We start from the raw sequence: 26,562 nt of genomic DNA on the forward strand, positions 1-26,562 counted from the left end.
ATGTTCTTATTTGAAATCACCGTGTCACCGGGGACGTTTCTTGTTGACAAATTGCAATTCATATCATACTATTGATTATAGTCAAGAGTACGGTATTTCTTGTTAAGGTTCAACTCACATCACCGAGGAGGTTTGATTTGCCAAAGGGACTTCAGTCAAAGGGGATCGCGCGCAGGAACAGGATGCTCCACGCCGCCATAAGGCTTTTTCTGCAGAACGGATACGAGAAGACTACGACCTCGTCCATCGCCAAGGAGGCAGGCATGGCGCCATCATCGTTTTTTGCTGCCTTCGCGAGCAAGGAGGCCCTTCTCCTGATCCTCGTAAAATTGATGTTCGCAGGCCAGTTCGAAAGTGCGGAGCAAATACAGGGTCAGTCGGATGACGACCCCGTGATGCTGTACGCGGTCGAGACGTCACTGCAGATGTACATCACCGAGCTGTCCGAGCCGCTGCGCGACCTGTACGTCACTGGATACTCCCTGCCCTCCACCTCCGAGTACATCTACAGCAGCACGGCGAAGCGGCTTCCTCAGATCTTCGGGAAGTACATGCCGGACGCCCAGGAAAAGGATTTCTACGAAATGGACATCGGTTCGTCGGGGATGATGCGGGCGTACATGGCCAGACCCTGCGATTTCTATTTCACAGTCGAAGACAAGATATCCCGCTTCCTAGAGAATTCGCTTACGCTTTACTGCGTTCCCGTGGAAAAGCAGCATCAGGTGATCCGGAAGGTGCTCGAGATGGACCTCGGGCCGGCCGCGGAGAAAATAATCACCGGAATGGCGCAGAAAGCCGATGAGGGCATCGATCTTATCGGTGATGAGTAAAGAGCAAACGGTAAAAATCAAAAAAGAGAGGTCTCAGAAATGTCTACCATGAGGAACAACAGGAACAGAAAAAGTCTAAGCTATCTCGTCACATCTCTGCTGCTCTGCTGCATGCTGTGCCTCACAGGCCTGGCCGGTACCGTCTGGGCAGCCGATGATGAAGCCGGTCCGGATTGGGATCCTGCATACCTGGCAAAATCATGGCCTGCATCCGGGCTTAACGTGATATGTGACTCAGACAGCTCACATAACATCAACCATATCTATCTCACGGATTATGCAGTCACAAAAAAATACAGGGTCGATAAGTTCTTTTTCTACAGAGATGTCTGGTGCTTTGAGGTCATCCCGAAAGACCCTGCACAGTATTTTCCAAAGGACCCTGCACACGAGGCGTGCGGCGAGTCTGTGCCCCTCAGAATATATTGCGACGATAACGGCAAATATCTAGGTTCTCTGGATGGTGAATACCACTGCAGATGTCAGGCCTATACGCCTGAGTTCAGATGGAACAACGCGGAAAACCTTAAGCTCTCTCTGCCGGTGGATACGAACGTCTACGCCAATGTTGAAAAAGCAAGAGAGGCAGCCAACGCAGCATTCCCGAAACAGACGACCGCTACGGGGACAGACGGATATACCTACCTGTTCTCTGGATGGGACGAAGGCATCGTAAAAGACAAGACTATTATATTCACGGGGAACTGGGAAAAAGTGCCCGGCCAGGAGACGGCAGAACCTGAAGAACAGGGAAAGCCAGCAGTACAGGCCGGAACGACGGGAAAGACTGAAACCACGGTCAGGACTGCTGCAACCACGAAAACCGTGACGAAGGCTCCTAAGACAGAAGACACTTCCGACCTTACGCCGTGGTTCGCCGCGCTGGTGACAGCTTCTGGCCTGCTGGGTGCGGGAGTGTACATGAGGAGAAGATCCAGGTCAAAGTCCTGACAATAAGCAATCATCGAGGACCGGTCCACCGGTCATATGCCCCTTTTGATGACGCCGCCATGCATTCATGTCCCCCGCATGGCGGCGGTTTTTTGTGATCTTTAGTGTAAAAAAACCACCGGCTAAGCCGGTGGAGTAAGAAGCTTTAGCTTCAAGAAAAAACCTCCTGTGATATCATGAATGAGGCTTCCAACCGCACTCATGTAACAAAGGAGGAATAAATCGATGGGTAATATTACCAAAACCGACATCAATAGTTTAACACATTCGAAGTGGCGGTGTCAGTATCACGTAGTGTTTGCGCCGAAGTACAGGAGACAAATTATCTACGGAAAAATAAAAGAGGATATTGGCAAGATACTTAGGCAGTTGTGTGATCAGAAAGGCATAGAAATAATAGAAGCGGAGTTGTGCCCTGATCATGTACACATGCTGATATCAATTCCGCCAAAATACAGCGTATCGCAAGTGATGGGATATCTGAAGGGAAAAAGCTCACTGATGATATTCGACAGACATGCGAATATGAAATATCGGTATGGGAACAGGCATTTCTGGTGCCGTGGCTATTATGTCGATACAGTTGGCAGAAACAAAAAGGCAATCGCAGAATACATACGAAACCAACTGCAAGAAGATATCGCAAATGATCAATTAACATTGAAGGAGTACATAGACCCGTTCACGGGTAGCAAGAATACGAAGGCATAATAAAAAGCGCCCTTAGGCGCAGCCGGAAAATAGAGATGCGGTTGGCAGTCTATTTCGGTGCGTCTTAAGACGCCTGCAAGTAACAGGCCCTTTTAGGGCAAGGACAAACCACCAGTTCAACTGGTGGTTATGATTNGTGATCTTTAGTGTAAAAAAACCACCGGCTAAGCCGGTGGAGTAAGAAGCTTTAGCTTCAAGAAAAAACCTCCTGTGATATCATGAATGAGGCTTCCAACCGCACTCATGTAACAAAGGAGGAATAAATCGATGGGTAATATTACCAAAACCGACATCAATAGTTTAACACATTCGAAGTGGCGGTGTCAGTATCACGTAGTGTTTGCGCCGAAGTACAGGAGACAAATTATCTACGGAAAAATAAAAGAGGATATTGGCAAGATACTTAGGCAGTTGTGTGATCAGAAAGGCATAGAAATAATAGAAGCGGAGTTGTGCCCTGATCATGTACACATGCTGATATCAATTCCGCCAAAATACAGCGTATCGCAAGTGATGGGATATCTGAAGGGAAAAAGCTCACTGATGATATTCGACAGACATGCGAATATGAAATATCGGTATGGGAACAGGCATTTCTGGTGCCGTGGCTATTATGTCGATACAGTTGGCAGAAACAAAAAGGCAATCGCAGAATACATACGAAACCAACTGCAAGAAGATATCGCAAATGATCAATTAACATTGAAGGAGTACATAGACCCGTTCACGGGTAGCAAGAATACGAAGGCATAATAAAAAGCGCCCTTAGGCGCAGCCGGAAAATAGAGATGCGGTTGGCAGTCTATTTCGGTGCGTCTTAAGACGCCTGCAAGTAACAGGCCCTTTTAGGGCAAGGACAAACCACCAGTTCAACTGGTGGTTATGATTCTGGTGCTAGGAGAGCAGCCAGTCGATAAGCCGGACAGACCTTATACCCTCGTACGTCGTCTCCAATCCCGGATCAAGAGAGTGGATAGCATTATTTTTATTCAAGTTTATGCTATTGATTGCAGAAAAATCAAAATCGTCGTTCAACTCGTCAGCTCTCATTCGACTGCCTTGAGTGATTCCGCCATCTGGATGCCGGCGATGGAACGCCGCATGAACAGATTCACGACTGCCGCAAAGATCATCGTACAGACAACCGCAAACAGATAGCTGATACCGTGGATCACAAACGGAAACGTCATGTCGTCCAGCAGGATCCTTCCCAGAACGAACCGGGTGAACAGCCATCCTCCCGGAAGTCCAATGAATCCGGCCAGGGCTGAAATGACCATGTTTTCCCACAGCACGTACGATCTCGTCTCCTCAGGGTAAAATCCGAGCACCTCTACCGTAGCGATCTCCCGGCTTCTTTCAGCAATATTGATGTTCGTAAGGTTGAAAATGACGATGAACGACAGCGCGCCCGAGAACAGCACGAGGAGCCAGATGATGTAGTTCAGGCAGGAAACGGACTCATTGACATCCGCACGCGTATCCTCCAGATCCGTCACGCCCGAAATACCGTTAATTCCGTTGATCTGCTTCAGCAGCGTCTTGTCAGGCGCTCCATCGGTTTTGACAAGACAGGTATTTTCCATATTCGTAAAATCTTCAGCATTATTATCTTCACCCGCACCGAGGATCTCCCGGCAGGTCTTTTCGTTGATGAAGATCGTGTTTCCAATGTAATTCGTATAAACGCCCTCGACCTTCAGTTCAGCTGTCATTGTTGCACCGTTTCCTGCTGAAGATCCCTCGATCCTGAAGGCGTCGCCCTTCTTCAATCCAAGCTTATCCGCCAGCCTCTTGCTGATGACCGCGCCGTTCTCCTGTTCCGGCAGGCGTACTCGTCCTCCGCTTCCGTCCACACGGGTCAGGTTCCAGAATCCACTGATGTCCGCATCGTCGGCAAAGCTCATCAGCGTCACAAATCCCATGCGCTCATCTGCCGAGACGTCCACGATCTGACTCACGCAGGGCAGGACATGTTCCACCTTCGGGTTTTGCTGTATCTCTGCTACGGACGACATGCCCCCCTCATCAATTGTGACGGCGAGCTGATAGGTCTGTATATCCTCGAACTGGATGTCCCCTACATGGATCATCGAATCACGCACACCAAACCCGGTCAGCACCAGCGAAGTGCAGCTGCCGACACCGACCAGCATCATTATCATGCGCGCCTTATATCGGAACATGTTGCGCAGCGTCACCTTTCGCAGAAAAGGAAGCCGCTTCCACAGAGGACGGATCTTTTCGATCCAAATGCGTTTGCCCGGTTTCGCGGACTTCGGCCGGACCAATGCGGCCGGCGAGCTGAGAAGCTCACTTCTGCAAGAAAACCATACGCTCAGGGACACCGCGGCCAGCGACACACCGAAGGTGAGAAGCGCCATCTTCGTGCTGAACACATATGGGAGAGGTGCGAAATCATACAGTGTCCTGTACGCCCACCAGAAAATTTTCGGCAGCCCCCAGGTCCCGACAGGAAATCCGACAGCCCACCCGATCAAGGCTGCGCTCCCGGCGTAGAGCATATATTTCATCGTGATCGAAAGATCCGAACATCCCAGCGCCTTCAGGGTGCCTATCTGAGTACGTTCCTCCTCGACCATGCGTGTCATCGTAGTGATGCATACGAGCAGCGCTATCAGGATGAAAAAAACAGGAAACACATCGGCTATGCCATCGATGATCGACGTATCGTTCTTAAAGCTGGCGTATCCGGTATTTTCCGAGCGCGTCAGCACATATGTCGATGGTGCATATCCATCCTGCTCCGAAGCGGCCGCCGATGTGAGCGCCTCCTCCACATCGTCCTTTTTTTCCTTGATGAGATCCGAATATTCGTCGCTGTAAACAGCCTCGTTTTCCGTAGCACGCAGAGTCATGTCTACCTCTGTGTATCGCGGAGAAGTGAAGTTGTTCTCAGAAAGATAGACAAAACCAGTGCGCTTTGCGCTGTCTATCGTAGAAGAGCCTCTGTCGTTGTTGAGATAGAGCGGCGAATCTACCGTGCCTACGACCTTGTAAGTCCTGTTTTTCAAGCCCACATTATCTATGCTTCCGCTGCCTGAAAAAGTGATCGTGCTTCCCACTATCCTGCTCCCGGCGACACGGTCGTCGACCACGCATTCGTCGTCTGCTTCCGGCATCCGGCCGGAGACAAGAGAAGGAATGTTCACTTTTTCCGGCACAGACATCAGGAGAAATGTGCCGCTGTGTGCAGTACCCTTTGTGTCATCGTATGTTCCTGCGGCATCTGTGGACTTCATTCCCTCGATGCTCTGGATCACTGCTCCTTTTGGATCCATCTGGTCCCGGATCACATCGATCTCATCATCCGTGAAACCAAGGGAGGAATACAGACGGTAATCGTAAAAGTTCTGAGCCTTCAGATAATTCTGACAGGCCATCCACATCTGATCACGACAGACCTTCAGACCTGAAAAGAATCCGACGCTCAGCATGACTATCAGAAAGAGCGCCAGCCAGCGTCCTTTTGAGGCTTGCACGCTTCTGATGAACGATCGTACTGACGTATTTTTCATGCAGATCTACCTCCACGACTTCTAAGCTGCCATCAGTTCTCACCATGCAATGGAATCTACTGGCCGCTTGTCTGTATTCACTTCATTCGCCTCGATCTTTCCGCTGCGAATCCTGAGGATCCTGTCCGCCATCGGTGCGATCGCCTGATTGTGAGTGATCATGAGCACCGTCGTTCCACGCTCCCTGCCAAGCTCATGAAGGATCTTGAGGACCGACTTGCCGGTCGAGTAATCGAGGGCACCGGTCGGCTCATCGCAAAGCAGCATCCTCGGGTTTTTCGCCAGGGCACGGGCGATCGCCACGCGCTGCTGCTCTCCGCCGGAAAGCTGCGCCGGAAAGTGGTCATGCCTGTGTGACAGTCCTACCAGATCCAGCGCCTCACCGGCGGGTATCGGATCATCGCAGAGCATTGCGGCGATCTCTACGTTCTCCAGCGCCGTGAGGTTCGGGATCAGGTTGTAGAATTGAAACACGAAGCCCACATCTTTCCTGCGGTACGCGACGAGCTGTTTTTTAGAAAAATCAGAAACATCGCGCCCATCGAACCATATATCGCCGCAGGTCACACTGTCCATTCCGCCGAGCATATTCAGCAGCGTCGTTTTCCCTGCTCCTGAAGAACCAAGCAGAACGCAGAATTCGCCCTCATCCACGTAGAAACTGATACCATCCAGCGCCCGGACCTCCGCCTCACCAGACCCGTATACCTTGGTCACGTTTTTGAATTCTATGAAATGTGATGTCATAAACTGCTCCAGTCGCACACATCCGTCAGACACACCTATATCGAATTTTGCTGAGGAAGACTATATCAACGCCGATACTTTGCAGCGCTCTCATCATTTCTCGTAAGTATTCATGCCCCTCATGATCATAATGAATACCGCCGCGGCCAACACCCCGATGGACACCAGCGGAGGCCAGAATATCACGCCCAGAACGGTCCCGGCGATCTTGATGCCGACATCGATCAACAGCAAGCCCCGGACCCTGCCCATGTACTCGACCGTCACTTCGCGTTCGTCATCCTTTGCAAGGCTGCCGTAGATCAGTATCAGCATGACAGTAGTGGCGATCACGATGATGCCGTAAAAGCCCTGTACCACCCTGCTCATGAAATACGTGGAGACAAGGCTTGTGGCGTAGGGAAAGAGAGACGAGAAAAAAAGCAGTCCCATGCTGAGCCACATCGTCCTCTTGCCGATCCTGCTCACGACGTGCCAGGCATTGTGGAGGCTCGTCCACATCGCCGCAAGCCACAGGAAGGACAGAGCGTACGCGGCGAAATTGATCCTCAGGTCCCAGAAAGCCCCAAGCGTCGGCGCCGCCGGCTTTTCCAACTCCAGTACCAATATGGTCATAACAATGGCAATGACCGCATCCATGAATGCACCCAGACGTTCCTTATTCATACTTTATCCTTTACTTATCTCTCTGATGACTCGCCTGTCGGCGAGACAAACATGTGTTTTGCTATTTACAGGATATTTCCCTCTGAGTAAAGGACCGCCTTTCCCGCCACAGTCACCCTGTCGCCGGAAATTCCAGTATAGAGCAGCCCCGACCGCTCGGAGGCCTGGTAGCACGTAAGGTGATCCTTCCCGAGCTTCTCACACCAGTACGGCGTGATCATGCAATGGGCGCTGCCGGTTACAGGGTCTTCCTCCACTGCCAGCTTCGGTGCAAAGACACGGGAAACGCAGTCATATTCGCTTCCTTTTGCAGTGACCGCCACCAGAAGCCCATCCAGTTCTCCCATCTTCCTCTGATCCGGCCGGAGATCGATAACGGTCTCCTCGTCTTTCAGCACCAGCAGAAGATCCCGGTCCAGATAAGCCTCAAGAACTTCTGCGCCGATCGCATCCTTCATCGCCTGGGTCACAGGTATGGGCCTGCAGTGATAGGCAGGAAAATCCATGACGAACGTGCCCCCTTCTCTACGTACCGCGAGAGTACCGACCTGCGTCGTGAATTTTATCTCCTCTGCATTTTTTTCATAGAATGTAAAAAGTACGAACGATGTGCCAAGTGTCGCATGTCCGCAGAAATCGATCTCACCGCCCGGAGTGAACCAGCGCAGGTGGTAGGTATTTCCTTCCTTCACTGTGAAGGCGGTCTCCGAAAAGCGGTTTTCCTTCGCGATGTTCTGCATCAGACCGTCAGGGATCCATTCGTCCATGACGCACACTGCCGCCTGATTTCCCTTGAAGAGGGTATCCGTGAAAGCATCTGCAATGTATTGTTTCATGCCGCTCCCTCCTTTTAGAAAAAGCATAGCATAAAGTTCTAAAAGGAAAAAGCTTTTGCACTTGAGCGTACAGAATTTGTATGAAATCTGAATATCAGTATATTGACGCAGCGATCTGCGTCATTTTCTCTGGTGTCTCTCTCATGTCGTGGGAGAACCAGAGGAGCAGACACGAATATATACCACCTATCTGGTACGCTGTTCGATATTGCCCTATTGTCACGTTATCAGTGAACGAGTCTCCGTCCTCTTCTCCATCGTCAAAATCGAAATAGTCCTTCAAAACATCCATGAGCAGGCTTGAAAGACCGGTTCGATGTATCGACAGCATCTGTTCTTTTTTGTCATAAATCGCCTGGAATACTGGCCTGATAAAAGAAGTAAAATCCTCGTGCAGAAGGCTTCTGTCACCTTCAGCTTCCTTTATAATTTCTGAAAGGCAGCAGCGAAGCACATCCTCTTTAGAGCTGAAATGCCTGTAAAAAGTGGCTCTGTGCACCCCCGCCCTCTCCGCAATCTCGCCAACTGAGATATCACCATAATCCTTTTTTTCCATGAGCTGCATAAGAGCCTCAGTCAGATACTCCCGGATCAGGCTGTGATCAAGATTTTTTCTTCTCAAAAAGCGACACCTCCCCCTCTTCTGTTGCAGATATTGGTTTTCCCGCTGAAAAGCATTGAAAATAACGACACCTGTCGCTATCATTGATTATGCTTCAATTATAAAAAACATGTCAAACAATATTCGAGGAGAAACATGAAAACATTTCTGATAATCTTTGTGCTGGCCATGATCGCCAGCTCCTGCGGTTTCCGCAAATATGTGTGGTTCATTTCACTGGGATACGGCGCAGCCGTTGCCCTGATTGGTGCAGGCCTTCTGTTTCTATTTCCCCAGGTACTAACCGTAGGAACGATCCTGGAGTGCGTGCTGTTTATTGTATACGGATGCAGGCTGTCGGGATATCTGGCCTACCGGGATCTGAAAACTGCATACACCGGGCGTATGAAGGGGGAGGTAAAAACTAATGACGGAGTCTCCTTCGCAGCTAAGATGGGGATCTGGATCTCAGCAGCGATTCTGTATGCCCTTCAGACCTCTCCTGTTACTTTCCGCCTCATGGAAGGAAATGATACCGATGGATTCTGCATCGCCGGTCTTGTAATTTCTGCCGCCGGACTTATCCTTGAAACAACCGCAGACCTTCAGAAAAACAAAGCCAAAAAAAAGAATCCCCGCCGTTTTGTGGACACCGGCCTGTTCCGCCTGGTGCGCTGTCCCAACTATTTCGGGGAGATGGTCTTCTGGACCGGAGTATTCATCTCAGGCCTGAATGTGTACAGCAGCGCCCTTCAATGGATCGTCGCCATTCTCGGTTACGCCGGAATCATCTACGTAATGTTCGGCGGAGCCCGCAGGCTTGAGATCCGTCAGGACAAGAACTACGGAAACGATCCGGAATACAGGAAATACAAATCCACTACACCGATTATGATTCCCTTCATTCCTCTCTACTCGGTGAAAGAACATAAATGGCTGGTGGCGTAATGGAAATGAATAAGAACAGGAAAAAAGAAATTTCGAATAGTCAGGCGTCTTCGGCCGTGCCTGAGGGATTTTCTCTTGCCCTGGCCATTGCGGACTGCCTGCCAGTGCTGTTTTTCAGCATCAACTCCGCCATCCTGGCTTCACGCTTTGACAACACCCTTTTCCGCGTGGGCATCGCCCTTGTGATTATTGCCGGAGCATTTAAAGCAGGCTGGAAATTCGCCATCGCCCTGCTCCACAAAGACTTGCCTTTTCTCAGCAGGCAGATGCGATTTGTTATGCCTGCCGGCTTCCTGCTGGTGCTTGTCTCTCTCATGGTTGACCACAATGAATGGTCCTTTGGAGCCGTCGCCGGACATATGGTGCACATGCCATCTCTGATATTTTTCCTCTGCGGAGCAGCTGGCCTGGTGATGATGACATGGCTGGCCAGAAGCCAGGACAGGAGAAATGCAAAAGCTAACTGGATAGAACAGATAGTAAACTCCATATCCCAGTTCTGTATAATGATAGGTATCCTTCTATAGCCGCTTTTTATAAAACGTCCTCATCGGTCACTACTCGATCACCCTTTTCCTCCTTCGCAAGGAACATATACTTGTCTGCACGAGCAACGACAGTTTCCACGTCGTCATTTTCACGAACAACGGTGATCCCTATGGAAGCCCTGCAGGAGATACTCTGTCCATCGACAACGATCTCTGTGTTTTTTGAAAGCTGCAGAAAACGCTGAGCCAGACCACGAACATCTTCCTCTGACTTAAGTTGAAGTACACCGACAAATTCATCACCACCCCACCGGCAGAATCGATCTGTGCGCCTGCCATAGTGGCGCAGCCTGAAGCCAAATTCTTTTAACAGATCATCACCTGCGCTGTGTCCATACTGGTTATTCACATCGTGAAAACGGTCAACGTCTGTATACATGACAGCAAAGGGATGACCAGTGCGCTTGTAGCGTTCCAGCTCCTCCGAAAGGTATGACTCCATATACTTCCGTCCCGGCAGACATGTGACTGGATCTCTCGTTGCCACCTCGTAGATATCACGCATCAGATCTTCATTGTATGGATCCTCCGTAACCGGGATGAAAAGTGACATCATCTCGCTGACTCCCCCATCCTTACCCTTCAGGGGTATCACGGTATTGCGGATCAGAATGCTATCACCATTCTTTTTTCGCATGAACATCTTCATTGTCTGCACTTGTTTTGAGCGGCAAGCCAATATAGCCGGGCAGCTTGGTGTCGGGATCGCATCTCCACTGACAAAGGAGCAGGAAAACGGTAGCTGTGCACACCGCTTTCCGATCACCTCTCCAGGTGCATATCCGATGAGTTTACTTGCTTCTCTGTTCCAGAAATGGACCATCTGATCCGGACTCAGAACATAGCATCCAAAGGGAAGATCATCCAGAATTCTGAAAAGCTCATCTCTGTCTGGCAGTATAGCACCAAGTGAGCTGGAGATCTCAGCCGTATCATTCCCTGAAGAGATGGTCGATTCTTTCTCTTTTTTTATTTCGTTCATTTAATACGTACCCCTCTCTCACTTCTCAAAACAGTTTGCCGCTCGGTTTCATTGTACCACTTTCAATTTATTGCCATGCCTCTAAAACCACTTATTTATCTCCGTTCACCCTGGATATTCTGAGTGGTATCAATATCGCACTCATAAATCAATTTGTTGCTTATCTTTTCTTTCTGCGTTTCTTATAATCCTCGTCTATCCGTTTCTTCCAGCTTGCTCCTAGTGTCGCCTCGCTGCAGCGCATCTCGCAGACAGTTTCAGACAGCACTTCGTAATTCAAGATTGTTCCTGTATGATCGCAGTGATAGTTGGCGGCACGATCTGCAAAGATACCGATACTGCTAGCCGTTTTGACCGCATCTATATTAGCCCCGAGGAAAAGAAACTCCCAGCCGTACTTTTTCTTCTGCCGCACGAGCATCTTCTTGACCTGTTCGTGAGAATATCTTCGGCTGGCATTTTCCAGGCCATCTGTGATGATCACGAATATCGTCTTTCCCGGTCTGTCTTTCTCCCGAGCATACTTGTGAACATTTGCTATGTGGTGGATAGCGCCTCCCACGGCATCCAGAAGTGCAGTGCTGCCGTAAACGCAGTATTCCTTTTCTGTCATCCGTGGCATTCTGGAAAGTGGCACGCGGTCATAGATCACTTGACTGCGTTCGTTGAACAGGACCGTTGATACAAGCACCTCGCCTTTTGTCTTCTTCTTCTGCTTCTTCAGCATGCTGTTATAACCGCCTATGGTATCTCTCTCCAGCCCTCCCATGGAATCGCTTCTGTCGAGGATCAATACCAGCTCCGTCAAATTCTTATTCATTCTGCACACCCTCCTTATCTTTCATCACGAGTCTCCAATTGCCATGACCAACAGGTCTTAAGGTATTGGCCAGTCTCGTGTGTGCTCCAGTTGATGGTGCAAGTATACCTGGTCTGCAAAAAGGTGTGGTCGCTTGTAAAGCGACAGTTGTCAGCCGAGGATCGGCTGGTCGAACTTGAATAGAAGCGCGTTGACTTCGAAAATATCGTAGATGCCGTTTTTGATACAATAACTCACGATGACATCCGCTTTGCTGTTGTTGGTGAGTATCAACCCTGCACTTGCAAGAAGGTCTCTGGTATCATCGAGGTTCAGTCGCAATGCTATCGCCAGAGCTATTATGGTCTTTTTCTTCGGTAAATAATCCTCGCTGCACCGGATCTTTGAAAAGAGCTTTCTGTCTATGTTAGCGCGCTTATAAACTTCCGGATCTGTCATTCCCCTTTCGTCTATCATGCGAAGCAATCGTGCCTGAAAGCTTTCTCCCAGATCATTGACCACGTCCTCCAAAGATTCACTTTCCTTTTCACGTAAGATCTCCTCGCCTTCACCGGAATCAGGATATAAAAGATCCGCTTCAGATTCATCAGCCTCAGTAGCACCGAAAACATATGATGATGGCGCATCCAGAATACTTTTTGGCGGATACTCTTCGAAATATTCTTCCCTCGTCCGTTCTGCGATGTAGTTTTCATCGATGTATTCTTCTATCTGCTCCGCCAGTCCGTATGCGATCTGGTATGAGCTCCTGCCGAACACCACAAGGATGACATCTACATCGGAATCATTCAGATGTTCACGGATCGTGGATAGCGCGATCTCCAGCGCCTTATCCTTAGGAAAACCATTCACGCCTGTCGCTATAAGTGGAAAAGCTATGCTCTTGCAGCCGAGCTGATCCGCCAGCAAAAGTGACCGACGGTAACATGAGCGCAAAACGTCATATTCACCGTGATCTCCATCGATCCACGCGGGGCCGACCGTATGTATGATGTACTTTGCCGGAAGCTTGAACGCGGATGTGACCGCCGCATCGCCAGGCGCGATACGACCGATCTTCTTCCTCTCCAAAAGAAGATCCACGGCCCCCGCTACATTGTAGATCGCCGAATCCGTACCGCTGGCGTATCTAGGCTGCGGATTTGCGGTATTTACGATGGCGTCTGCCCTTACCTTTGTAATGTCATTCCTGATGATCTTAAATGACAAGCTGTCATCACCTGCTTTCCGTTGTCTGTTCTGCTGCTCTTATTGATAGACCAGCGCTCCAGACTGCATTACAGCCACTCCACCATGTTGTCCCATTCTGGATACTCAGTATGCCTCGGTGCCGGCTTGCAGTCCGGGTCTGCATATCCTGCAGGCATCAGGAGAACCGGAACAAGATTGTCCGGCAGGCCGAAGGCTTTTGCGGTCTCTGTGTTCGGGAAAAAGTTCACCCAGCATGTGCCTATTCCCAGGTCTGCTGCTTCCATCATCATGTGAGTTGCGACGATCGAAGCATCTTCCTGTCCGGATCTCACGCCTTCTTCCAGGGGATTGTGCCACTCTTTTTCCTTGTCATAGGCGATAAGGAATACTATCTTAGCCCCGAAGATGCACCTGGTCAGACCATTTATCTTTTTCAGAGCTTCCTCGCTCTGAAGTACATAGATCTTCACTGGCTGAAGGTTTTTTGCTGTCGGCGCCACCTTGGCTGCTTCCAGAATTTTTTCCAACTTATCCTTTTCTATAGGCTTGTCAGTGAATTTACGCACTGAGTAACGCTCTTTTGCCAGATCCAGAAAATTATTCATATCAGAATCTCCTTTCTTATCAGTCTTTAATTAATTCGGACGGTTCCTCCCGTTTCACCCACTGCTCGCCAGATCTGCCTGCTTCCGTAACCGTTCTTCTTGAAATCTGAATTCAGGCATGTCATCTCTGTCGGCACCAGTTTAAGGAGCCACATGGATTCAGGCAGCTTTTTCAGTGTTTCCAGAGGTATCTTCCGGAATGCTGCAGCTGAAATATATTCATCTGTAAAAGGCTCTATTATATCTAAATTTCCTTCAACTTGAATGGACTTCAGACCGCCGAAGGATGGGTCAGGGTCAAATATCGCCGCTGCAGCGTGCCGGTTATCCTGCAGGGCCTTGAACTTCATTCCCCCTTCTGTGAAAATCCACAGCGCACCATCATGCCATGAATATTCCAGAGGTGTGCAGCGGATGAAATTCCTGGTGCAGACTGCCAGGGCCAGTACCTTGTGAGAAGAGAGAAAATCGTCGATCCACCCGGAAAGCCTCTCATGATCTAACCTCTTTTCTCCCTGATCCTTCTTCGTCCAGAAGGAGATAGCTTGAGAAAATTGTTCGTCAGTCATTCTTACCTCCTTTTATTGTAAAACTCATTTATATCTGTTCCACTTATCTCATGATTTTTTCAATTGCTTTACCTTTTGCCAGCTCGTCGATCAGCTTGTCGAGATAGCGGATCTTTTGCATGAGCGGGTCCTGGATATCCTGAACCTTAACGCCGCAAACGCTTCCTGTAATCAAGTGGTAATTTGAATTCATCTGGGGAGCTTCTTCAAAAAAGGTTCTGTAGTCCACCTCTCTGTCCAGCTGCTCCTGCAGCTGTTTTTCATCGTATCCGGTAAGCCAGCAGATAAGCTGGTCTACCTCACCCTTAGTTCTGCCTTTACGCTCCGCCTTCTTCACCAGCAGCGGATAAACGGCAGAAAACTTCATGGCAAATACTTTTTCATTTTCCATAAGATAAACCACTCCCTTTGCTATGCCCGGTCAGCTTCTATGCACCACAGAAAGCCTTTGGCCGTTCTTTCCCCGGAATCCTGAAAATGGCCTCCTGCATTCCATTCCAACGTAGTTGTAATGTTCTGCTCTTTCAGGATCTCCGCCTGTGTCCTGATGGCATCACCCACACGCCTCATTATCTTGTTCTTTGTTTTTTCTTCTCTGTCTCCCAGGCTGAGATAGATCATATCTGTCAGAGGCTTGTGTTCTTCTGCGTATTGGACCCAACCTTCGAACCACACAGAAGGAGAAGCGGCGGCTATGGCATCGAAGGTTTTCGTCTGATAGCCACTCCAAAGGCTGAACAGCCCTGCCAGCGAATATCCCCCTAATATGATCCTGACGTTCTCGTCAAGGCCGTATTCTTCACGGACCTGAGGCAGTAACTTTTTTTCTGTAAAAATAAGAGTCTCTCCTGCGAGCCCTCCGAATCCTTCTTTTCCAAAGACCGCAGGCATGGGCCACGGCGACAGTTCATCGTTCCAGTTTTCAGCCTGAAACGCAACTAAAAGAATGCCTTCATCTGCCTTTGCGGACAGGATCTCCATCTCCTCACCCAGGGCTTCTATATCGTGTTCATCCACCGGCTGCAGCAGAAGATATCCGGGCTTGCCGCACATATATGCAATGCAGTTCTTTCCATCAATAGTAAATACTTCTTTTTCCCAGTTCATTTTATTTTCTCTTTCACAGATCATACCTGAGGATATAGGTCCACATGTACCTCGTCACCTATGCCCTTCCCCATTTTGTTCTGAATATCTTTACGGACCCCGATAATATAGCAGATAGATCCGTCTTCGTTTTTTACTCCCATGTTGACTACGCTGCCGTCGTAGGGAACGCCGTTGAACTCCGCATGTACTTTTAGTCTTCCTTTTCCAGATTCGGCTCGTATGTCGACAGGCACCCTGACGAATGCACCACCCTTGCCCTCAACCGGCTCGATCGCTGCATCAAAAGAATATTTTTCTTTCATGTACTTGCTCCTTCCTGCTGCGATGCACATCTATGCTTTTTTTATCGGGTGCCTGATCACAGTCTTCAGCTTCTCCGGTGACACCTTTCTGGCATCACTCAGATAGATCTCGTGGTGGTGCCTCTCATCTGTGATATCCAGAGTATATCCCTGCTGATCGATAAACTCGTGCATCCGCGCTACTGTTTCCGGCTCAGCGTCATAAGGACCGATGTGCATGCACTGAACACAAAGTCCCTCGTCAATGGACAGAAATTCGACCTTTGAAAAATCGGTTTTCTTTTTCCTTGTCGCTTCTCTCACGGCCCATTGATAATCTTCGCTGGTCACGAAATCCGGGAGACGTATCAGTGAGATCCACCGGAAATCCTCCTTGCGACTGTAATCTACACCTTTTACTCCATCCTGCCACCAGAAGCCTTCAAGAGGAGGAACCACGAAATCAAAATACCCGTCTATATGATGATCGCCTTTCTTGCTCATCTTTATGGTATAGGCGATCCCATAGAGCAGTCCGATGGACTGCTTGTATTCGCCCTCTTCCTCATCAGGGTCACCCTGACCGCGAACTCCAATGTAGTTCATGCTGGGAACCGTCACGATGGACGGTTTTTTCTCTGGCATGTAAAATTCTTTGTATTCTTTCTTATAATCAAACGCCATGTGACGACCTCCTGTTTACATGCGATATTCATCGATCTTCAATGCCAGCGTATCGATCCACCGTTCACCAGCGCATTGACATTATTATAGCAACCTTGCTTGTGTTTTGCTCCATCAGTATTATACTTTCCAGAGAGTGCATACTATTTCTGAATGGCGAGAATGATCGGGAGGTCAGAATGATCTATACCAACCATTATGAATCACCTCTGGGAAATATTCTGCTTGCGGGAGATGAAGAAGGGCTTACCGGGCTCTGGTTTACGGAAGGCGGCAGATATACAGGCCTTGGGCTGAAAAAAGATGCTGTCCCCCGTGATACAGAATATTTTGAACAGACGAAAAGGTGGCTGGATGTTTATTTCACAGGCCGCGATCCCGGCTTCGTGCCGAAAATGCATCTGGTTGGTTCGGACTTTCGAAACCGTGTGGGCGAGATCATGTGTGAGATCCCCTTCGGAGAAACTGTGACATATGGATGGATCGCTGACAGAATAGCAAGAGAAAGGGGCCTTGAAAAAATGTCTGCACAGGCCGTGGGCGGTGCGGTGGGACACAATCCCATCTGTATCATTGTCCCATGTCACCGTGTGGTGGGCGCCAACGGAAGTCTGACCGGATACGGCGGCGGGATCTTAAGAAAAAAAGCTCTCCTGGAGCTGGAAGGTGTGGATATAGATACGTTGCGGAAATCCACTGCCTTCCATTGTCATACATAACTCCAATTCCATTATTTTTCATGGTAAGGATTCACGTGGATCATGATGTGTTTAATATTGCTGTCATGTGCCTCGACCCGGTCGTGGACCTTTTCGGCTATGGAATGTGCCTCATCCAGTGTCATGGCTCCATCCACGGCGATCTCGGCGTCAACATATATTCTGTTTCCGAAGATCCTCGTGTGAAGCATGTCGACCCTTTTTACACCATCAACCTTTATGATCATTTCAGACAGCCGGTCTTCATACTCCCTGCCGCACGAGGTATCGATCATGTTGTCCAGGGCGCCCCTGATAATATCATAAGCTACCTTGAAGATGCACAGACAGATAAAAAGACTGGCCACCGGATCCAGGACCGGGAATCCAAGTCTGGCCCCACCAATACCTATAAGAGAACCAACTGACGAAAGGGCGTCGGAGCGGTGATGCCAGGCATCTGCCATGAAAGCCTCCGAATTCAATATCTTTGCACAATGCATTGTATAGTGGAACATTGCTTCCTTTGTCGCAATTGAAACAATAGCGGCGATCAAAGCGATCATTCCCGGAACAGCCAGAGGTTGTCCACTGATCATCTTCTTGACAGTCACGATACCTATCTCGAAGCCTGTCATAAGAAGAATGAATCCCAGTATCAGAGAGGCTGCACACTCGATCCTTTCATGGCCATACTGGTGCTCCTCGTCAGGTTTCTTCTTTGACATGTTTACTCCCATATATGCAATCACGGTTGCAAACACGTCTGACAATGAATGTACTGCATCTGATATCATTGCTCCCGAGTGTCCAAGTATTCCTGCAATGAGCTTGAACACAGAGAGAATGATGTTTCCGGTGATCCCGATAACGGAGACCCGGTTGACTATCTTCGCTTCATTGATTTTATTATCTGATATCTTATCCATTTTTTCACTACCCCTTTCCCATCAGACAGACCGTCTCCACGTGTTTCGTCCCCGGAAAGTTATCATACGCCTTGATATACACCGGCTCGTATCCTCTGCCCTTGAACCGCTGGAGATTAATGCACAGCGTCTTCGGGTTGCATGAGATGTACATGATGTGCGGGATCCCGTACCCCGACAGGATGTCCACCACCTTGTCGTGCATCCCCGCCCGTGGCGGATCCACCACGATCATATCAGGCTTTTCCTCTACCTGTCCGATGACCTTCAGCACATCTCCGCAGATGAAGTCACAATTTTCAATGCCGTTGATTTCTGTGTTAGCCAGAGCCGAATCCACTGAATCCTGAACTATTTCGATACCCGTAACGTGCCTGGCTCTGGAAGCCATGAGCTGGGTTATGGTGCCGGTGCCGCAGTAGAGGTCGAAGACGTTCTTGCTGTCGATGTCCGGGAGGAGTTCGAGGGCATCGCTGTAGAGCCGCTCTATCGCGGGAATGTTGGTCTGGAAAAAGGAAAACACATTGACCTTGAATCTCAGTCCCAGTATCTCCTCGTTGTAGTAGTCGCGGCCGTATAGGATCTTTGTCCCCTCGTCGATGACAGCGTCGGCCACACGGTCATTAACCGTGTGTAGGACTCCCACGAGTTCCTCATCAAGCTCGAGGCCCTGGAGCATTGCCAGGAACCCGTCCTCGTCAAACTCCACCTGGCTGCTTGTCACTATGTCAACCAGCAGTTCTCCTGTCTTCACACCTCTCCTGACCACTAAATTCCTGAGAAGCCCTTCATGGGACATCTTATGGTAGAACCGGTATCCTCTGTCCCTGCAGAAATCCAGCGTTCCTCTGAGGATCCTGTTGAAATCCTCAGGAACCAGCTGGCAGCAGTCGCTGGTGACTATGGACATAAAATGCTTTTTCTTGTGCATGCCAAGAGTCAGCGGGCCGTCCTTTTCAAGATCCCCGAAGGTATATTCCATCTTGTTCCTGTACCTGTATCTCTCAATGGCAGGAACCATCCCCTGGTAAACAGATGGATCAACATCATACTTATCCAGGAGCCGGCGGACGCCACGGTCTTTTTCTGCCAGCTGTTCATAATATGGCACCCCCTGATAGATACACCCACCGCAGTCCTCGCTTATGGGGCAGACCGGCATATCCTTTTCCATATCCTTAAAACTCTCCGTATTTGTCATAAAATTCCTTCTTGTACTCCAGAAATCTGTCTTCTTCGATAGCTTTTCTGATGTTTTCCATCATGTGGACCAGGAACCTGATGTTGTGTTCTGAAAGGAGCATTGAGCACAGGATCTCCTGGGATTTGAAAAGATGGCGCAGGTAGGCCTTCGTGTAGTTCCCGCAGCAATAGCAGTCACACTCGCCGTCGAGAGGAGTGAAGTCCCTGGCGTATTTTGCGTTTTTGATGTTGACAGGACCGTGGCTGGTCATTGCCACCCCGTGTCTCGCCAGCCTCGTAGGGAGCACGCAGTCGAACATATCCACGCCGCGCTCTACTCCTTCAAAAAGGTAGTCCGGCGTGCCCACGCCCATAAGGTACCGCGGCCTGTCCGAAGGAAGATAGTCCACGCAGTCGTCCAGCACGTCCAGCATCAGTTCCTTCGGCTCTCCCACGGAAAGCCCTCCGATGGCGTATCCCGGCAGGTCGAACTGTGTGATCTCCTTCGCACTCTCGGCCCTGAGGTCCTTGAACATGCCACCCTGCATGATGCCGAAGAGAGCCTGCTTTTCCCGGCTCTCGCTGTTCTTCTGGTAGTTCACGCAGCGCTCCAGCCAACGAGTAGTCCTCTTGTAGGAATCCTCAACATACCTTCTCTCCGAGGGATACGACACACACTCGTCAAAGGCCATTATGATGTCCGAACCGAGGTCGTTCTGCACCTGGATGGAGTCTTCCGGCCTCATCATGTGGCGGGATCCGTCAATGTAGGACTGGAACCTCACGCCTTCTTCGGTGATCTTCCTCATCTTGCCCAGGCTGAACACCTGGAACCCGCCGCTGTCCGTCAGGATCGGCCTATGCCAGTTCATGAATTCATGAAGTCCTCCGGCCTCTCTTACTATATCCGAACCGGGCCTCAGATACATGTGGTAGGTATTGCAGAGGATGATCTCCGCACCCTGTGCCTCCACGTCCTCCGGCTTCATGGCCTTCACCGTGGCCTGGGTCCCGACCGGCATGAAAACCGGCGTCTCGATGGTGCCGTGAGGCGTGGTGATCCGGCCTCTCCTGGCCTTCGTCCTAGAATCGGTCTTTATCAGCTCGTAGCTGAGGGCTTTTTTCATACAAAAAAATTCCTTCCTGTCGTTCTCAGTAGTCACTGCCGCGGGGCCGCATCCCCATCACTCGATGAGCATTGCGTCTCCGTAGCTGAAGAACATGTACTTTTCCTTCACTGCCTCCCTGTACGCCTCCAGGATCTTCTCCCTGTCGTAGAAGGCAGAGATCAGCATTATCAGCGTGGATTTAGGCAGGTGGAAGTTGGTGATCAGGGCGTCTATGACCTTGAACTCGTATCCCGGATAGATAAAGATCCCCGTGCTGTTGTGTCCGGCCTGAACATGGTAGTTTCCGGTGACCTCATCAAGGACCGCCGCGCTCTCCAGCGTCCTGGTGGATGTTGTGCCTACGGACACGATCCGCCTGCCCTGATCGATGGCATCATTGATGATGTCGGCATTTTCACGGGAGATCGAATATTCTTCGAAATGCATCTTGTGGTCTTCCACGTTCTCGCACTTGACCGGGCGGAACGTTCCTATGCCTACGTGAAGGGTCACGAAGGCAAGCGTTACGCCCATGTCCTTTATCTCCTTGAGGAGTTCTTCCGTGAAGTGGAGCCCCGCCGTCGGGCAGGCCACTGAACCGTCTATCCTGCTGTAGACGTTCTGATATCTGTCCCTGTCGCTGGAGTCAGCGGCTCTTTCTATATAAGGAGGGAGCGGCATGGTGCCGAGTTCTTCCAGCCTCTCCATGAAGATCCCGGAATACTCGAAACGGATGACGCGGGTGCCATCGTTCTCGTTACAGATCCCCTCGATGTGAGCGCGGAAAAAGTCTCCCGTCTCAGCTGATCCGTTTTCCCCGGACTTTTCTTCATCGAACTCCAGGGCCTCCCTGCCGAATACCACCGTGTCTCCCTCTTTCAGTCTCTTTCCCGGCTTCACCATGGATTCCCACCGGTCTCCCTCAAGACGTTTTATCAGCAGCAGTTCGATATGTGCGCCCGTGCCGGCCTTACGGCCGTAGAGCCTCGCCGGGATGACCTTTGAATCGTTGAGGACAAGACAATCTCCGGGTCTCAGATAGTCCTTGATATCATAAAAATGACGGTGCTCTATGGAGCCCGTCTCCCTGTTCAAAACCATCAGCCTGCAGTGATCCCTCTGCTGGGACGGGACCTGAGCGATAAGCTCCTTCGGCAGGTCGTAATCAAATTCTTCCAGTTTCATTATGTTAAGATTCCTCTCGAATATTTATTTACACATAAAATTTATTTGTTATTTCGTTGCGGCTCGCACGTCCAGGTCGTCAATCCTCCGGATCCAGGTCCTGCAGGTTGAACTTCCTCTGTCCGTCCTGAGAATACAGGGCCTCCAGGCCCATGTGCTCATAGGCCTTTCTTGTGGCCATTCGTCCCTTTGGCGTCCTGTATATGAGTTCCTGCTGGATAAGGAAAGGCTCGTTCACGTCTTCCAATGTGACTCTCTCTTCACCGATGGCACTGGAGATGGTCTCAATACCCACGGGACCTCCTCCGAAGCCCTTGATTATTGTCGTCAGAATGTCCCTGTCCAGCTTTTCCAGGCCCATGTCGTCTATGCCCAGAGCATCGAGAGCCTTGTTGGTGATGGCCAGGTTCACCTTTCCGTCGGATATCACCTCACTGAAATCCCTCACCCTCTTCAGGAGCCTGTTCGCAATTCTAGGGGTTCCTCTGCTTCTGCCCGCCAGCTCGTTGAGGGACTGGTCGTCTATGGTGATGCCCATCTTGTTGGCGGATCTGTACAGGATCTCCTTAAGCTCTTCTTTAGTGTAAAAGTCGAACTTGGAGATTATCCCGAACCTGTCTCTCAGAGGAGCCGAAAGGCTTCCAGCCCTGGTCGTGGCACCGATGAGTGTGAAGTGGGCCAGGTCGATCCTGAGTGACCTGGCTGCAGGGCCCTTTCCTATTATGATGTCCAGGGCGAAGTCCTCCATGGCGGAGTAAAGCACCTCCTCCACGGAACGGTTCAGTCTGTGTATCTCGTCTATGAAAAGCACGTCGTTTTCGTTGAGATTCGTCAGGATGGCGGCCAGGTCGCCGGCTCTGCCTATGGCCGGGCCCGATGTCACCTTGATGTCAACTCCGAGCTCGTTGGCTATTATCCCGGCCAATGTGGTCTTTCCAAGCCCCGGCGGACCGTAGAAAAGGACGTGGTCAAGGGATTCTCCTCTCATCTTGGCCGCTTCTATATATATGGAAAGGTTTTCCTTTGTTCTCGACTGCCCGCAGTACTCGCTTAGGTACTGGGGCCTCAGGGTCATCTCCCCGTTAAGTTCTCCCGGTTTCATCTTCCCGGACGTGATATTGTCTGCTGCCATTTTCTCCTTGCCTTTAACTCTTCTTCAATGACGGAGCACCGGGGCTCCGGATAACTTCACATCACACTGACATCAGAGAAGGTACTTCAGTGCCATTCTGATGTATTCCTCGGCATCCAGATCTTCCTCCGGCACACTGGCGATTGCTGTCTCTGCTTCCTTTCTGGTATATCCCAGTGTTGTGAGGGCGATCACAGCCTCGTTCCTCTCGCTGGTAAGAGCCGGGATATCTCCTCCCTGTACCCCCTGGAGGCCGCCGTCTTCCTCCGGGACGGCACTCACTTTTTCCGAAAGCTCCAGGATGATCCTCTCGGCCGACTTCTTACCGACGCCCTGTGCCTTGGCCAGTGACTTTGCGTCTTTCGCCGCGATGTATGATTTGACGCGATTTGCCGAACCGAGGGAAAGAATGGCCATTGCCGCCTTCGGGCCTACGCCGCTCACCGTGAGGAGCTGCTGGAAGAGCTCCAGGCTGTCCCTGTCTGGAAAGCCGTAGAGGCTCATGCTGTCCTCTTTCACGGCCATGTAGGTGAAAACACTCACCGTATCGCCCTCACGAGAGTTCAGGATCGGCGAGAGATCCGTGACGAAGACCCGGAAGCCTATGCCTCCGGCGGTCTGGATCACAACTGCTCCTTTTTCATAATAGAGATATTCTCCTGTGATATGTCTTATCATCGATCTGTCCTCTGTTTACATCTGGTTCAGGAGCCTGCTCACACGGCTGCCCCCTGAGTGGGCGTGGCATATCGCCGCCGCTACGGCGTCCGCGGTGTCGTCGGGCTGCGGGACCTCCTTCAGATTCAGGATGGTCTTGACCATGAGCTGCATCTGCTTCTTATCGGCCTTTCCGTATCCCGTGAGAGCCATCTTGATCTGCATCGGGGTGTATTCGTAGACGGTTATGCCATGTACGGCACATGCCAGCATGGCCACACCTCTGGCCTCACCTACACCTATGGCGGTGGTGACGTTCCTGTTGAAGAATAGCTCCTCCATGGAACACTCGTCGGGCTGATGCTCAAGTATTATCTTCTCCAGGCCATTGTACAGGGTCTTAAGCCTGTCAGGCATCGGCTCCCCTGCTTCCGTAAGCAGAGAGTCGTACGCCACCGTCTTGAAATGGTTCCCGGAGTAGTCCAGGACCCCCCAGCCAAGTATGGCGTAGCCGGGGTCTATTCCTAATATCCTCATTATAAAATGTGTTTCCTTTCTTGATCGCGACCGAGACCAGCAACGAGCATCGCCCTCTGATTTCAGCGCACAAAAAATCATTGTAATTATACCCGAGTTGCGGATATATGTCTAACGGACAGGCCCGGTCACTTCCCTTACCTCGACATTTTCTTATCGTAATATGACTAAATATTCACGAATATACAATACAGGCCGTCTGCCCGCGCGCCGTGAATGAACTTTTCTGTTTGGTAAAATTACGGTATTACAGTAAATTTCTCTAAAATAACAACAAAATACATTGCAAAGATTTATTCATAGTTTTTACTGAATATGCTATACTCATGGTGAATAAATGCCGCCCCGCATGACGACTAAACGGAGGTTACATATGCGGTACTCAAGACAGAATAAGATTTTGGAGATAATCAGCAGCCATGACGTCGAAACTCAGGATCAGCTCCAGGAACTGCTGAGCCAGGCGGGATACAATGTTACACAGGCCACCATCTCCAGGGATATCAAGGATCTTCAACTGGTCAAGGCGCTCACTTCCAATGGAAGATACAAGTATGCCGAGAACAGGAACGAGAACCAGCCAATTTCCGAGAGATTCATCCGCATCTTCCGGGACACCACGGTAAGCTACTCAGCCGCTGAGAATCTCATCGTGGTAAAGACTCTTTCGGGATGCGGAAACGCTGCTGCAGAGGCCATCGACTGCCTGGAACTCCCTCACGTCGTTGGTTCCGTGGCAGGAGACAACACCATGCTGGTTGTAGTTGACAGCGTAGATCACGTTTCAGATATCATCAAGACATTCGACAAGATAATCACCAAAAGAGATCAGGAGTGATCGATCAGATAGTACCAGAGATTTTTCATGATCAACTTTGTAACCATAGACAATTTCGCCACGATAGAGCATGTCTCGTTTCAGATGGGAGACAGGCTCAGCGTCATAACAGGTGAGACCGGAGCCGGAAAGTCCGTACTGGTCCAGGCCATAAGTACCGCCCTGGGAAGCAGGGCGGATATTTCTATGGTGCGAAGAGGCGCCGATAAAGCCGTGATCCAGATCGCCGGAGAATACAACGGCGAAGATCTTGTCATCAGGCGTGAGCTTCTGGCCTCTGGAAAAAGTCTGGCTAAGATCAATGGCGAGCTCGTCACCGTCGGACAGCTCCGGGACTTCTGCCGGGGATTTGCGGACATCCACGGTCAGTACGACAACCAGCCGATCATGGATCCGGAGAATCACACTGCGATGGTGGACCGGTACGGCCACCAGGACCTCGAGGAGACCCTCTCCAGGATGGGACACGACTATGCAATATGGCGAAGGGCAAAGGGCGAGTATGACAAGGTCCTCCGTGAGGAGGCAGAATACAGGAGACAGAAGGACTACTTCCAGTACGAGTTCGACTACATAGATCAGCTGGGCCTCACTCCCGGCGAGGACCAGGAGCTTGAGAACCAGCTTCAGCTGATGAAGAACAGCGCTGGGATCTACACCGCAGTCGAGGGCACACACCAGCTTCTCCATGAATCCGAGCCTTCTGCATCAGAGATCATCGGCCGGTGCGCAGAGCTGATCTCCGGAGTGTCCCAGTACAGTCCGGAACTCGAGCAGACGGCCCAGGAGCTGAACGACATCTACTACCGTCTGGAGGACGTTTCCGACAGCCTTCGCCGCATGTCACAGGGCATGGACTTCTCCGAGGAGGACATGGACCAGGTATCCCAACGGTTAAGTGCCATAGAAGATGCCAAGCGGAAGTACAAGATGGACGTGGACGGGATAATCGCCTACGGAAAAGAGCTTGATGAGAAGCTACAGCTCATCACCAATTTTCAGGGTGAAAAAGAACGTCTCAAGAAGGCGGCAGATCAGGCCTATGAAGCGGTGCTCATGGACGGAGATCAGCTTTCGGAGCTCCGCCACGCCATTGCGGAGAGACTGGAAAAAGCGATGGTGAAGGAGCTGGACGACCTGGACTTCGCCAATGACCAGTTCAAAGTAGAGTTCACCAGGCTGCCAGAGGTCACCGCAAGCGGATATGACTCCCTGGAGTTCATGATCTCCACCAACCCGGGTGAGCCGCTAAGGCCACTTTCAAGCACGGCATCCGGAGGAGAGATATCCCGGATCATGCTGGCGTTCAAGCACATAATCGGAGAATCCGACGACGTGGACACCATGATATTCGACGAGATAGACACCGGTATCAGCGGTCACACCGCCCTCGTTGTGGGAAAGAAACTCAGAGAGATATCACAGCACCATCAGGTCCTGTGCATCACTCATCTCCCTCAGATAGCCGCATACGGAGAGGATAACTTCCTCATAGAAAAAGACCTTTCCACTGGAAGGTCCTCCACCAGGATCACCCACCTGGACCGCCCGGGAAAAGTCAGAATGCTTGCAGCACTGTTCAGCGGCGGCACTTCGAACCGCTCCATGGAAGCCGCCGAAGAGCTCATAAGCAGTGTAGAAGGATCCGGGCAGCCTGAGCGATCCGAATGATC

The 26,562-nt window shown here is 50.5% G+C and carries 30 protein-coding genes; 9 read left to right on the forward strand and 21 right to left on the reverse strand.

Annotated elements, in window-relative coordinates; genetic code table 11:
* Window positions 1–137: 137 nt before the first annotated feature.
* The 4 genes from BQ7382_RS04345 (at window position 138) to tnpA (BQ7382_RS04360) (ending at window position 3,248) form a co-directional block, all read left to right on the forward strand.
* A complete protein-coding gene (locus BQ7382_RS04345; RefSeq protein ID WP_235847942.1) occupies window positions 138–833 on the forward strand; it encodes a TetR/AcrR family transcriptional regulator in 696 nt (231 codons plus the stop codon).
* Between the two features lie 39 nt (window positions 834–872).
* Complete coding sequence (locus tag BQ7382_RS04350; RefSeq protein ID WP_077390913.1) at window positions 873–1,784, forward strand: SHIRT domain-containing protein; 912 nt, start codon at window positions 873–875, stop codon at window positions 1,782–1,784.
* A gap of 225 nt (window positions 1,785–2,009) precedes the next feature.
* Complete coding sequence (gene tnpA, locus BQ7382_RS04355) at window positions 2,010–2,495, forward strand: IS200/IS605 family transposase (protein ID WP_077390623.1); 486 nt, start codon at window positions 2,010–2,012, stop codon at window positions 2,493–2,495.
* 267 nt (window positions 2,496–2,762) lie between these two features.
* The gene (tnpA, locus tag BQ7382_RS04360; RefSeq protein ID WP_077390623.1) at window positions 2,763–3,248 is read left to right on the forward strand and encodes an IS200/IS605 family transposase; all 486 of its coding nucleotides are present in this window, start codon (window positions 2,763–2,765) and stop codon (window positions 3,246–3,248) included.
* 293 nt (window positions 3,249–3,541) lie between these two features.
* Here the strand turns inward: tnpA (BQ7382_RS04360) and BQ7382_RS04365 are convergent, their stop codons facing one another.
* The 5 genes from BQ7382_RS04365 to BQ7382_RS04385 form a co-directional block, all read right to left on the reverse strand.
* Complete coding sequence (locus tag BQ7382_RS04365; RefSeq protein ID WP_159437222.1) at window positions 3,542–5,953, reverse strand: ABC transporter permease; 2,412 nt, start codon at window positions 5,951–5,953, stop codon at window positions 3,542–3,544.
* Between the two features lie 120 nt (window positions 5,954–6,073).
* Complete coding sequence (locus tag BQ7382_RS04370) at window positions 6,074–6,781, reverse strand: ABC transporter ATP-binding protein (protein WP_077390915.1); 708 nt, start codon at window positions 6,779–6,781, stop codon at window positions 6,074–6,076.
* Between the two features lie 93 nt (window positions 6,782–6,874).
* Complete coding sequence (locus tag BQ7382_RS04375) at window positions 6,875–7,447, reverse strand: TMEM175 family protein (protein WP_077390916.1); 573 nt, start codon at window positions 7,445–7,447, stop codon at window positions 6,875–6,877.
* A gap of 65 nt (window positions 7,448–7,512) precedes the next feature.
* Window positions 7,513–8,283, reverse strand: a complete 771-nt coding sequence (locus tag BQ7382_RS04380; RefSeq protein ID WP_077390917.1) for a PhzF family phenazine biosynthesis protein — start codon at window positions 8,281–8,283, stop codon at window positions 7,513–7,515.
* Window positions 8,284–8,377: 94 nt separating this feature from the next.
* Entirely contained in the window at window positions 8,378–8,905 is a 528-nt protein-coding gene (locus BQ7382_RS04385; protein ID WP_159437223.1) for a TetR/AcrR family transcriptional regulator, read from the reverse strand.
* A gap of 135 nt (window positions 8,906–9,040) precedes the next feature.
* On the opposite strand from BQ7382_RS04385, the gene BQ7382_RS04390 reads away from it, so the two are divergent.
* Together BQ7382_RS04390 and BQ7382_RS04395 are read left to right on the forward strand one after the other, a co-directional pair.
* The gene (locus BQ7382_RS04390) at window positions 9,041–9,832 is read left to right on the forward strand and encodes a DUF1295 domain-containing protein (RefSeq protein ID WP_077390919.1); all 792 of its coding nucleotides are present in this window, start codon (window positions 9,041–9,043) and stop codon (window positions 9,830–9,832) included.
* Window positions 9,832–10,359 (forward strand): hypothetical protein, encoded by a 528-nt coding sequence (locus tag BQ7382_RS04395; protein ID WP_144082079.1) that lies wholly within the window; start codon window positions 9,832–9,834, stop codon window positions 10,357–10,359. Before BQ7382_RS04390 ends, BQ7382_RS04395 begins: the two co-directional genes overlap by 1 nt.
* A gap of 7 nt (window positions 10,360–10,366) precedes the next feature.
* On the opposite strand, the gene BQ7382_RS04400 is transcribed toward BQ7382_RS04395, so the two are convergent.
* The 9 genes from BQ7382_RS04400 to BQ7382_RS04440 form a co-directional block, all read right to left on the reverse strand.
* Window positions 10,367–11,362, reverse strand: coding sequence for a sensor domain-containing diguanylate cyclase (locus tag BQ7382_RS04400; protein WP_077390921.1), 996 nt, complete (start codon window positions 11,360–11,362; stop codon window positions 10,367–10,369).
* 160 nt (window positions 11,363–11,522) lie between these two features.
* Entirely contained in the window at window positions 11,523–12,182 is a 660-nt protein-coding gene (locus BQ7382_RS04405) for a vWA domain-containing protein (protein ID WP_077390922.1), read from the reverse strand.
* 150 nt (window positions 12,183–12,332) lie between these two features.
* Window positions 12,333–13,391, reverse strand: a complete 1,059-nt coding sequence (locus BQ7382_RS04410; protein WP_077390923.1) for a macro domain-containing protein — start codon at window positions 13,389–13,391, stop codon at window positions 12,333–12,335.
* Window positions 13,392–13,459: 68 nt separating this feature from the next.
* Complete coding sequence (locus BQ7382_RS04415) at window positions 13,460–13,978, reverse strand: nitroreductase family protein (RefSeq protein ID WP_077390924.1); 519 nt, start codon at window positions 13,976–13,978, stop codon at window positions 13,460–13,462.
* 26 nt (window positions 13,979–14,004) lie between these two features.
* Complete coding sequence (locus BQ7382_RS04420; protein WP_077390925.1) at window positions 14,005–14,547, reverse strand: pyridoxamine 5'-phosphate oxidase family protein; 543 nt, start codon at window positions 14,545–14,547, stop codon at window positions 14,005–14,007.
* A 43-nt stretch (window positions 14,548–14,590) separates the two neighbouring features.
* The gene (locus BQ7382_RS04425) at window positions 14,591–14,938 is read right to left on the reverse strand and encodes a DUF2200 domain-containing protein (RefSeq protein WP_077390926.1); all 348 of its coding nucleotides are present in this window, start codon (window positions 14,936–14,938) and stop codon (window positions 14,591–14,593) included.
* Window positions 14,939–14,958: 20 nt separating this feature from the next.
* Window positions 14,959–15,654 carry an alpha/beta hydrolase gene (locus BQ7382_RS04430; protein ID WP_077390927.1) on the reverse strand — a complete coding sequence of 232 codons (696 nt, stop codon included), beginning with the start codon at window positions 15,652–15,654 and terminating at the stop codon, window positions 14,959–14,961.
* A gap of 20 nt (window positions 15,655–15,674) precedes the next feature.
* Entirely contained in the window at window positions 15,675–15,959 is a 285-nt protein-coding gene (locus BQ7382_RS04435; protein ID WP_077391223.1) for a DUF1905 domain-containing protein, read from the reverse strand.
* Between the two features lie 30 nt (window positions 15,960–15,989).
* Entirely contained in the window at window positions 15,990–16,622 is a 633-nt protein-coding gene (locus BQ7382_RS04440) for a GyrI-like domain-containing protein (RefSeq protein WP_077390928.1), read from the reverse strand.
* A 41-nt stretch (window positions 16,623–16,663) separates the two neighbouring features.
* Between BQ7382_RS04440 and BQ7382_RS04445 the strand changes: the two genes are divergently transcribed.
* Window positions 16,664–17,341 carry a methylated-DNA--[protein]-cysteine S-methyltransferase gene (locus tag BQ7382_RS04445; protein WP_328587312.1) on the forward strand — a complete coding sequence of 226 codons (678 nt, stop codon included), beginning with the start codon at window positions 16,664–16,666 and terminating at the stop codon, window positions 17,339–17,341.
* An 11-nt stretch (window positions 17,342–17,352) separates the two neighbouring features.
* Here BQ7382_RS04445 and BQ7382_RS04450 read toward each other — a convergent pair whose 3' ends face one another.
* The 7 genes from BQ7382_RS04450 to ruvC all read right to left on the reverse strand — a co-directional run bounded on the left by BQ7382_RS04450 (window position 17,353) and on the right by ruvC (window position 24,051).
* The gene (locus tag BQ7382_RS04450; RefSeq protein WP_077390930.1) at window positions 17,353–18,249 is read right to left on the reverse strand and encodes a cation diffusion facilitator family transporter; all 897 of its coding nucleotides are present in this window, start codon (window positions 18,247–18,249) and stop codon (window positions 17,353–17,355) included.
* A gap of 7 nt (window positions 18,250–18,256) precedes the next feature.
* Complete coding sequence (gene rlmD / locus BQ7382_RS04455) at window positions 18,257–19,423, reverse strand: 23S rRNA (uracil(1939)-C(5))-methyltransferase RlmD (protein WP_077391224.1); 1,167 nt, start codon at window positions 19,421–19,423, stop codon at window positions 18,257–18,259.
* 4 nt (window positions 19,424–19,427) lie between these two features.
* Complete coding sequence (gene tgt, locus BQ7382_RS04460; RefSeq protein WP_077390931.1) at window positions 19,428–20,558, reverse strand: tRNA guanosine(34) transglycosylase Tgt; 1,131 nt, start codon at window positions 20,556–20,558, stop codon at window positions 19,428–19,430.
* A gap of 57 nt (window positions 20,559–20,615) precedes the next feature.
* A complete protein-coding gene (gene queA, locus BQ7382_RS04465) occupies window positions 20,616–21,725 on the reverse strand; it encodes a tRNA preQ1(34) S-adenosylmethionine ribosyltransferase-isomerase QueA (protein WP_077390932.1) in 1,110 nt (369 codons plus the stop codon).
* 79 nt (window positions 21,726–21,804) lie between these two features.
* A complete protein-coding gene (ruvB, locus tag BQ7382_RS04470; RefSeq protein ID WP_077390933.1) occupies window positions 21,805–22,857 on the reverse strand; it encodes a Holliday junction branch migration DNA helicase RuvB in 1,053 nt (350 codons plus the stop codon).
* A gap of 72 nt (window positions 22,858–22,929) precedes the next feature.
* A complete protein-coding gene (gene ruvA / locus BQ7382_RS04475; protein ID WP_077390934.1) occupies window positions 22,930–23,535 on the reverse strand; it encodes a Holliday junction branch migration protein RuvA in 606 nt (201 codons plus the stop codon).
* Between the two features lie 15 nt (window positions 23,536–23,550).
* Window positions 23,551–24,051, reverse strand: coding sequence for a crossover junction endodeoxyribonuclease RuvC (ruvC, locus tag BQ7382_RS04480; RefSeq protein WP_077390935.1), 501 nt, complete (start codon window positions 24,049–24,051; stop codon window positions 23,551–23,553).
* A gap of 373 nt (window positions 24,052–24,424) precedes the next feature.
* On the opposite strand from ruvC, the gene BQ7382_RS04485 reads away from it, so the two are divergent.
* Both BQ7382_RS04485 and recN read left to right on the forward strand, forming a co-directional pair.
* A complete protein-coding gene (locus BQ7382_RS04485; protein ID WP_077390936.1) occupies window positions 24,425–24,889 on the forward strand; it encodes an arginine repressor in 465 nt (154 codons plus the stop codon).
* A 27-nt stretch (window positions 24,890–24,916) separates the two neighbouring features.
* Window positions 24,917–26,560, forward strand: coding sequence for a DNA repair protein RecN (recN, locus tag BQ7382_RS04490; protein ID WP_077390937.1), 1,644 nt, complete (start codon window positions 24,917–24,919; stop codon window positions 26,558–26,560).
* Window positions 26,561–26,562: the final 2 nt, after the last annotated feature.

This window comes from Mobilibacterium timonense (assembly GCF_900155555.1).
GTDB lineage: Bacteria > Bacillota > Clostridia > Peptostreptococcales > Anaerovoracaceae > Allobaileyella > Allobaileyella timonense.

Bases quoted from the DNA above. Each gene is read 5' to 3' on its own strand.
- BQ7382_RS04350 (WP_077390913.1), top strand. From the start codon at position 873: ATGTCTACCATGAGGAACAACAGGAACAGAAAAAGTCTAAGCTATCTC.
- tnpA (WP_077390623.1), top strand. From the start codon at position 2,010: ATGGGTAATATTACCAAAACCGACATCAATAGTTTAACACATTCGAAG.
- tnpA (WP_077390623.1), top strand. From the start codon at position 2,763: ATGGGTAATATTACCAAAACCGACATCAATAGTTTAACACATTCGAAG.
- BQ7382_RS04365 (WP_159437222.1), bottom strand. From the start codon at position 5,953: ATGCTGAGCGTCGGATTCTTTTCAGGTCTGAAGGTCTGTCGTGATCAG.
- BQ7382_RS04370 (WP_077390915.1), bottom strand. From the start codon at position 6,781: ATGACATCACATTTCATAGAATTCAAAAACGTGACCAAGGTATACGGG.
- BQ7382_RS04375 (WP_077390916.1), bottom strand. From the start codon at position 7,447: ATGAATAAGGAACGTCTGGGTGCATTCATGGATGCGGTCATTGCCATT.
- BQ7382_RS04380 (WP_077390917.1), bottom strand. From the start codon at position 8,283: ATGAAACAATACATTGCAGATGCTTTCACGGATACCCTCTTCAAGGGA.
- BQ7382_RS04390 (WP_077390919.1), top strand. From the start codon at position 9,041: ATGAAAACATTTCTGATAATCTTTGTGCTGGCCATGATCGCCAGCTCC.
- BQ7382_RS04395 (WP_144082079.1), top strand. From the start codon at position 9,832: ATGGAAATGAATAAGAACAGGAAAAAAGAAATTTCGAATAGTCAGGCG.
- BQ7382_RS04400 (WP_077390921.1), bottom strand. From the start codon at position 11,362: ATGAACGAAATAAAAAAAGAGAAAGAATCGACCATCTCTTCAGGGAAT.
- BQ7382_RS04405 (WP_077390922.1), bottom strand. From the start codon at position 12,182: ATGAATAAGAATTTGACGGAGCTGGTATTGATCCTCGACAGAAGCGAT.
- BQ7382_RS04415 (WP_077390924.1), bottom strand. From the start codon at position 13,978: ATGAATAATTTTCTGGATCTGGCAAAAGAGCGTTACTCAGTGCGTAAA.
- BQ7382_RS04420 (WP_077390925.1), bottom strand. From the start codon at position 14,547: ATGACTGACGAACAATTTTCTCAAGCTATCTCCTTCTGGACGAAGAAG.
- BQ7382_RS04425 (WP_077390926.1), bottom strand. From the start codon at position 14,938: ATGGAAAATGAAAAAGTATTTGCCATGAAGTTTTCTGCCGTTTATCCG.
- BQ7382_RS04430 (WP_077390927.1), bottom strand. From the start codon at position 15,654: ATGAACTGGGAAAAAGAAGTATTTACTATTGATGGAAAGAACTGCATT.
- BQ7382_RS04435 (WP_077391223.1), bottom strand. From the start codon at position 15,959: ATGAAAGAAAAATATTCTTTTGATGCAGCGATCGAGCCGGTTGAGGGC.
- BQ7382_RS04440 (WP_077390928.1), bottom strand. From the start codon at position 16,622: ATGGCGTTTGATTATAAGAAAGAATACAAAGAATTTTACATGCCAGAG.
- BQ7382_RS04445 (WP_328587312.1), top strand. From the start codon at position 16,664: ATGCCAGCGTATCGATCCACCGTTCACCAGCGCATTGACATTATTATA.
- BQ7382_RS04450 (WP_077390930.1), bottom strand. From the start codon at position 18,249: ATGGATAAGATATCAGATAATAAAATCAATGAAGCGAAGATAGTCAAC.
- rlmD (WP_077391224.1), bottom strand. From the start codon at position 19,423: ATGGAAAAGGATATGCCGGTCTGCCCCATAAGCGAGGACTGCGGTGGG.
- tgt (WP_077390931.1), bottom strand. From the start codon at position 20,558: ATGAAAAAAGCCCTCAGCTACGAGCTGATAAAGACCGATTCTAGGACG.
- queA (WP_077390932.1), bottom strand. From the start codon at position 21,725: ATGAAACTGGAAGAATTTGATTACGACCTGCCGAAGGAGCTTATCGCT.
- ruvB (WP_077390933.1), bottom strand. From the start codon at position 22,857: ATGGCAGCAGACAATATCACGTCCGGGAAGATGAAACCGGGAGAACTT.
- ruvA (WP_077390934.1), bottom strand. From the start codon at position 23,535: ATGATAAGACATATCACAGGAGAATATCTCTATTATGAAAAAGGAGCA.
- ruvC (WP_077390935.1), bottom strand. From the start codon at position 24,051: ATGAGGATATTAGGAATAGACCCCGGCTACGCCATACTTGGCTGGGGG.
- BQ7382_RS04485 (WP_077390936.1), top strand. From the start codon at position 24,425: ATGCGGTACTCAAGACAGAATAAGATTTTGGAGATAATCAGCAGCCAT.
- recN (WP_077390937.1), top strand. From the start codon at position 24,917: ATGATCAACTTTGTAACCATAGACAATTTCGCCACGATAGAGCATGTC.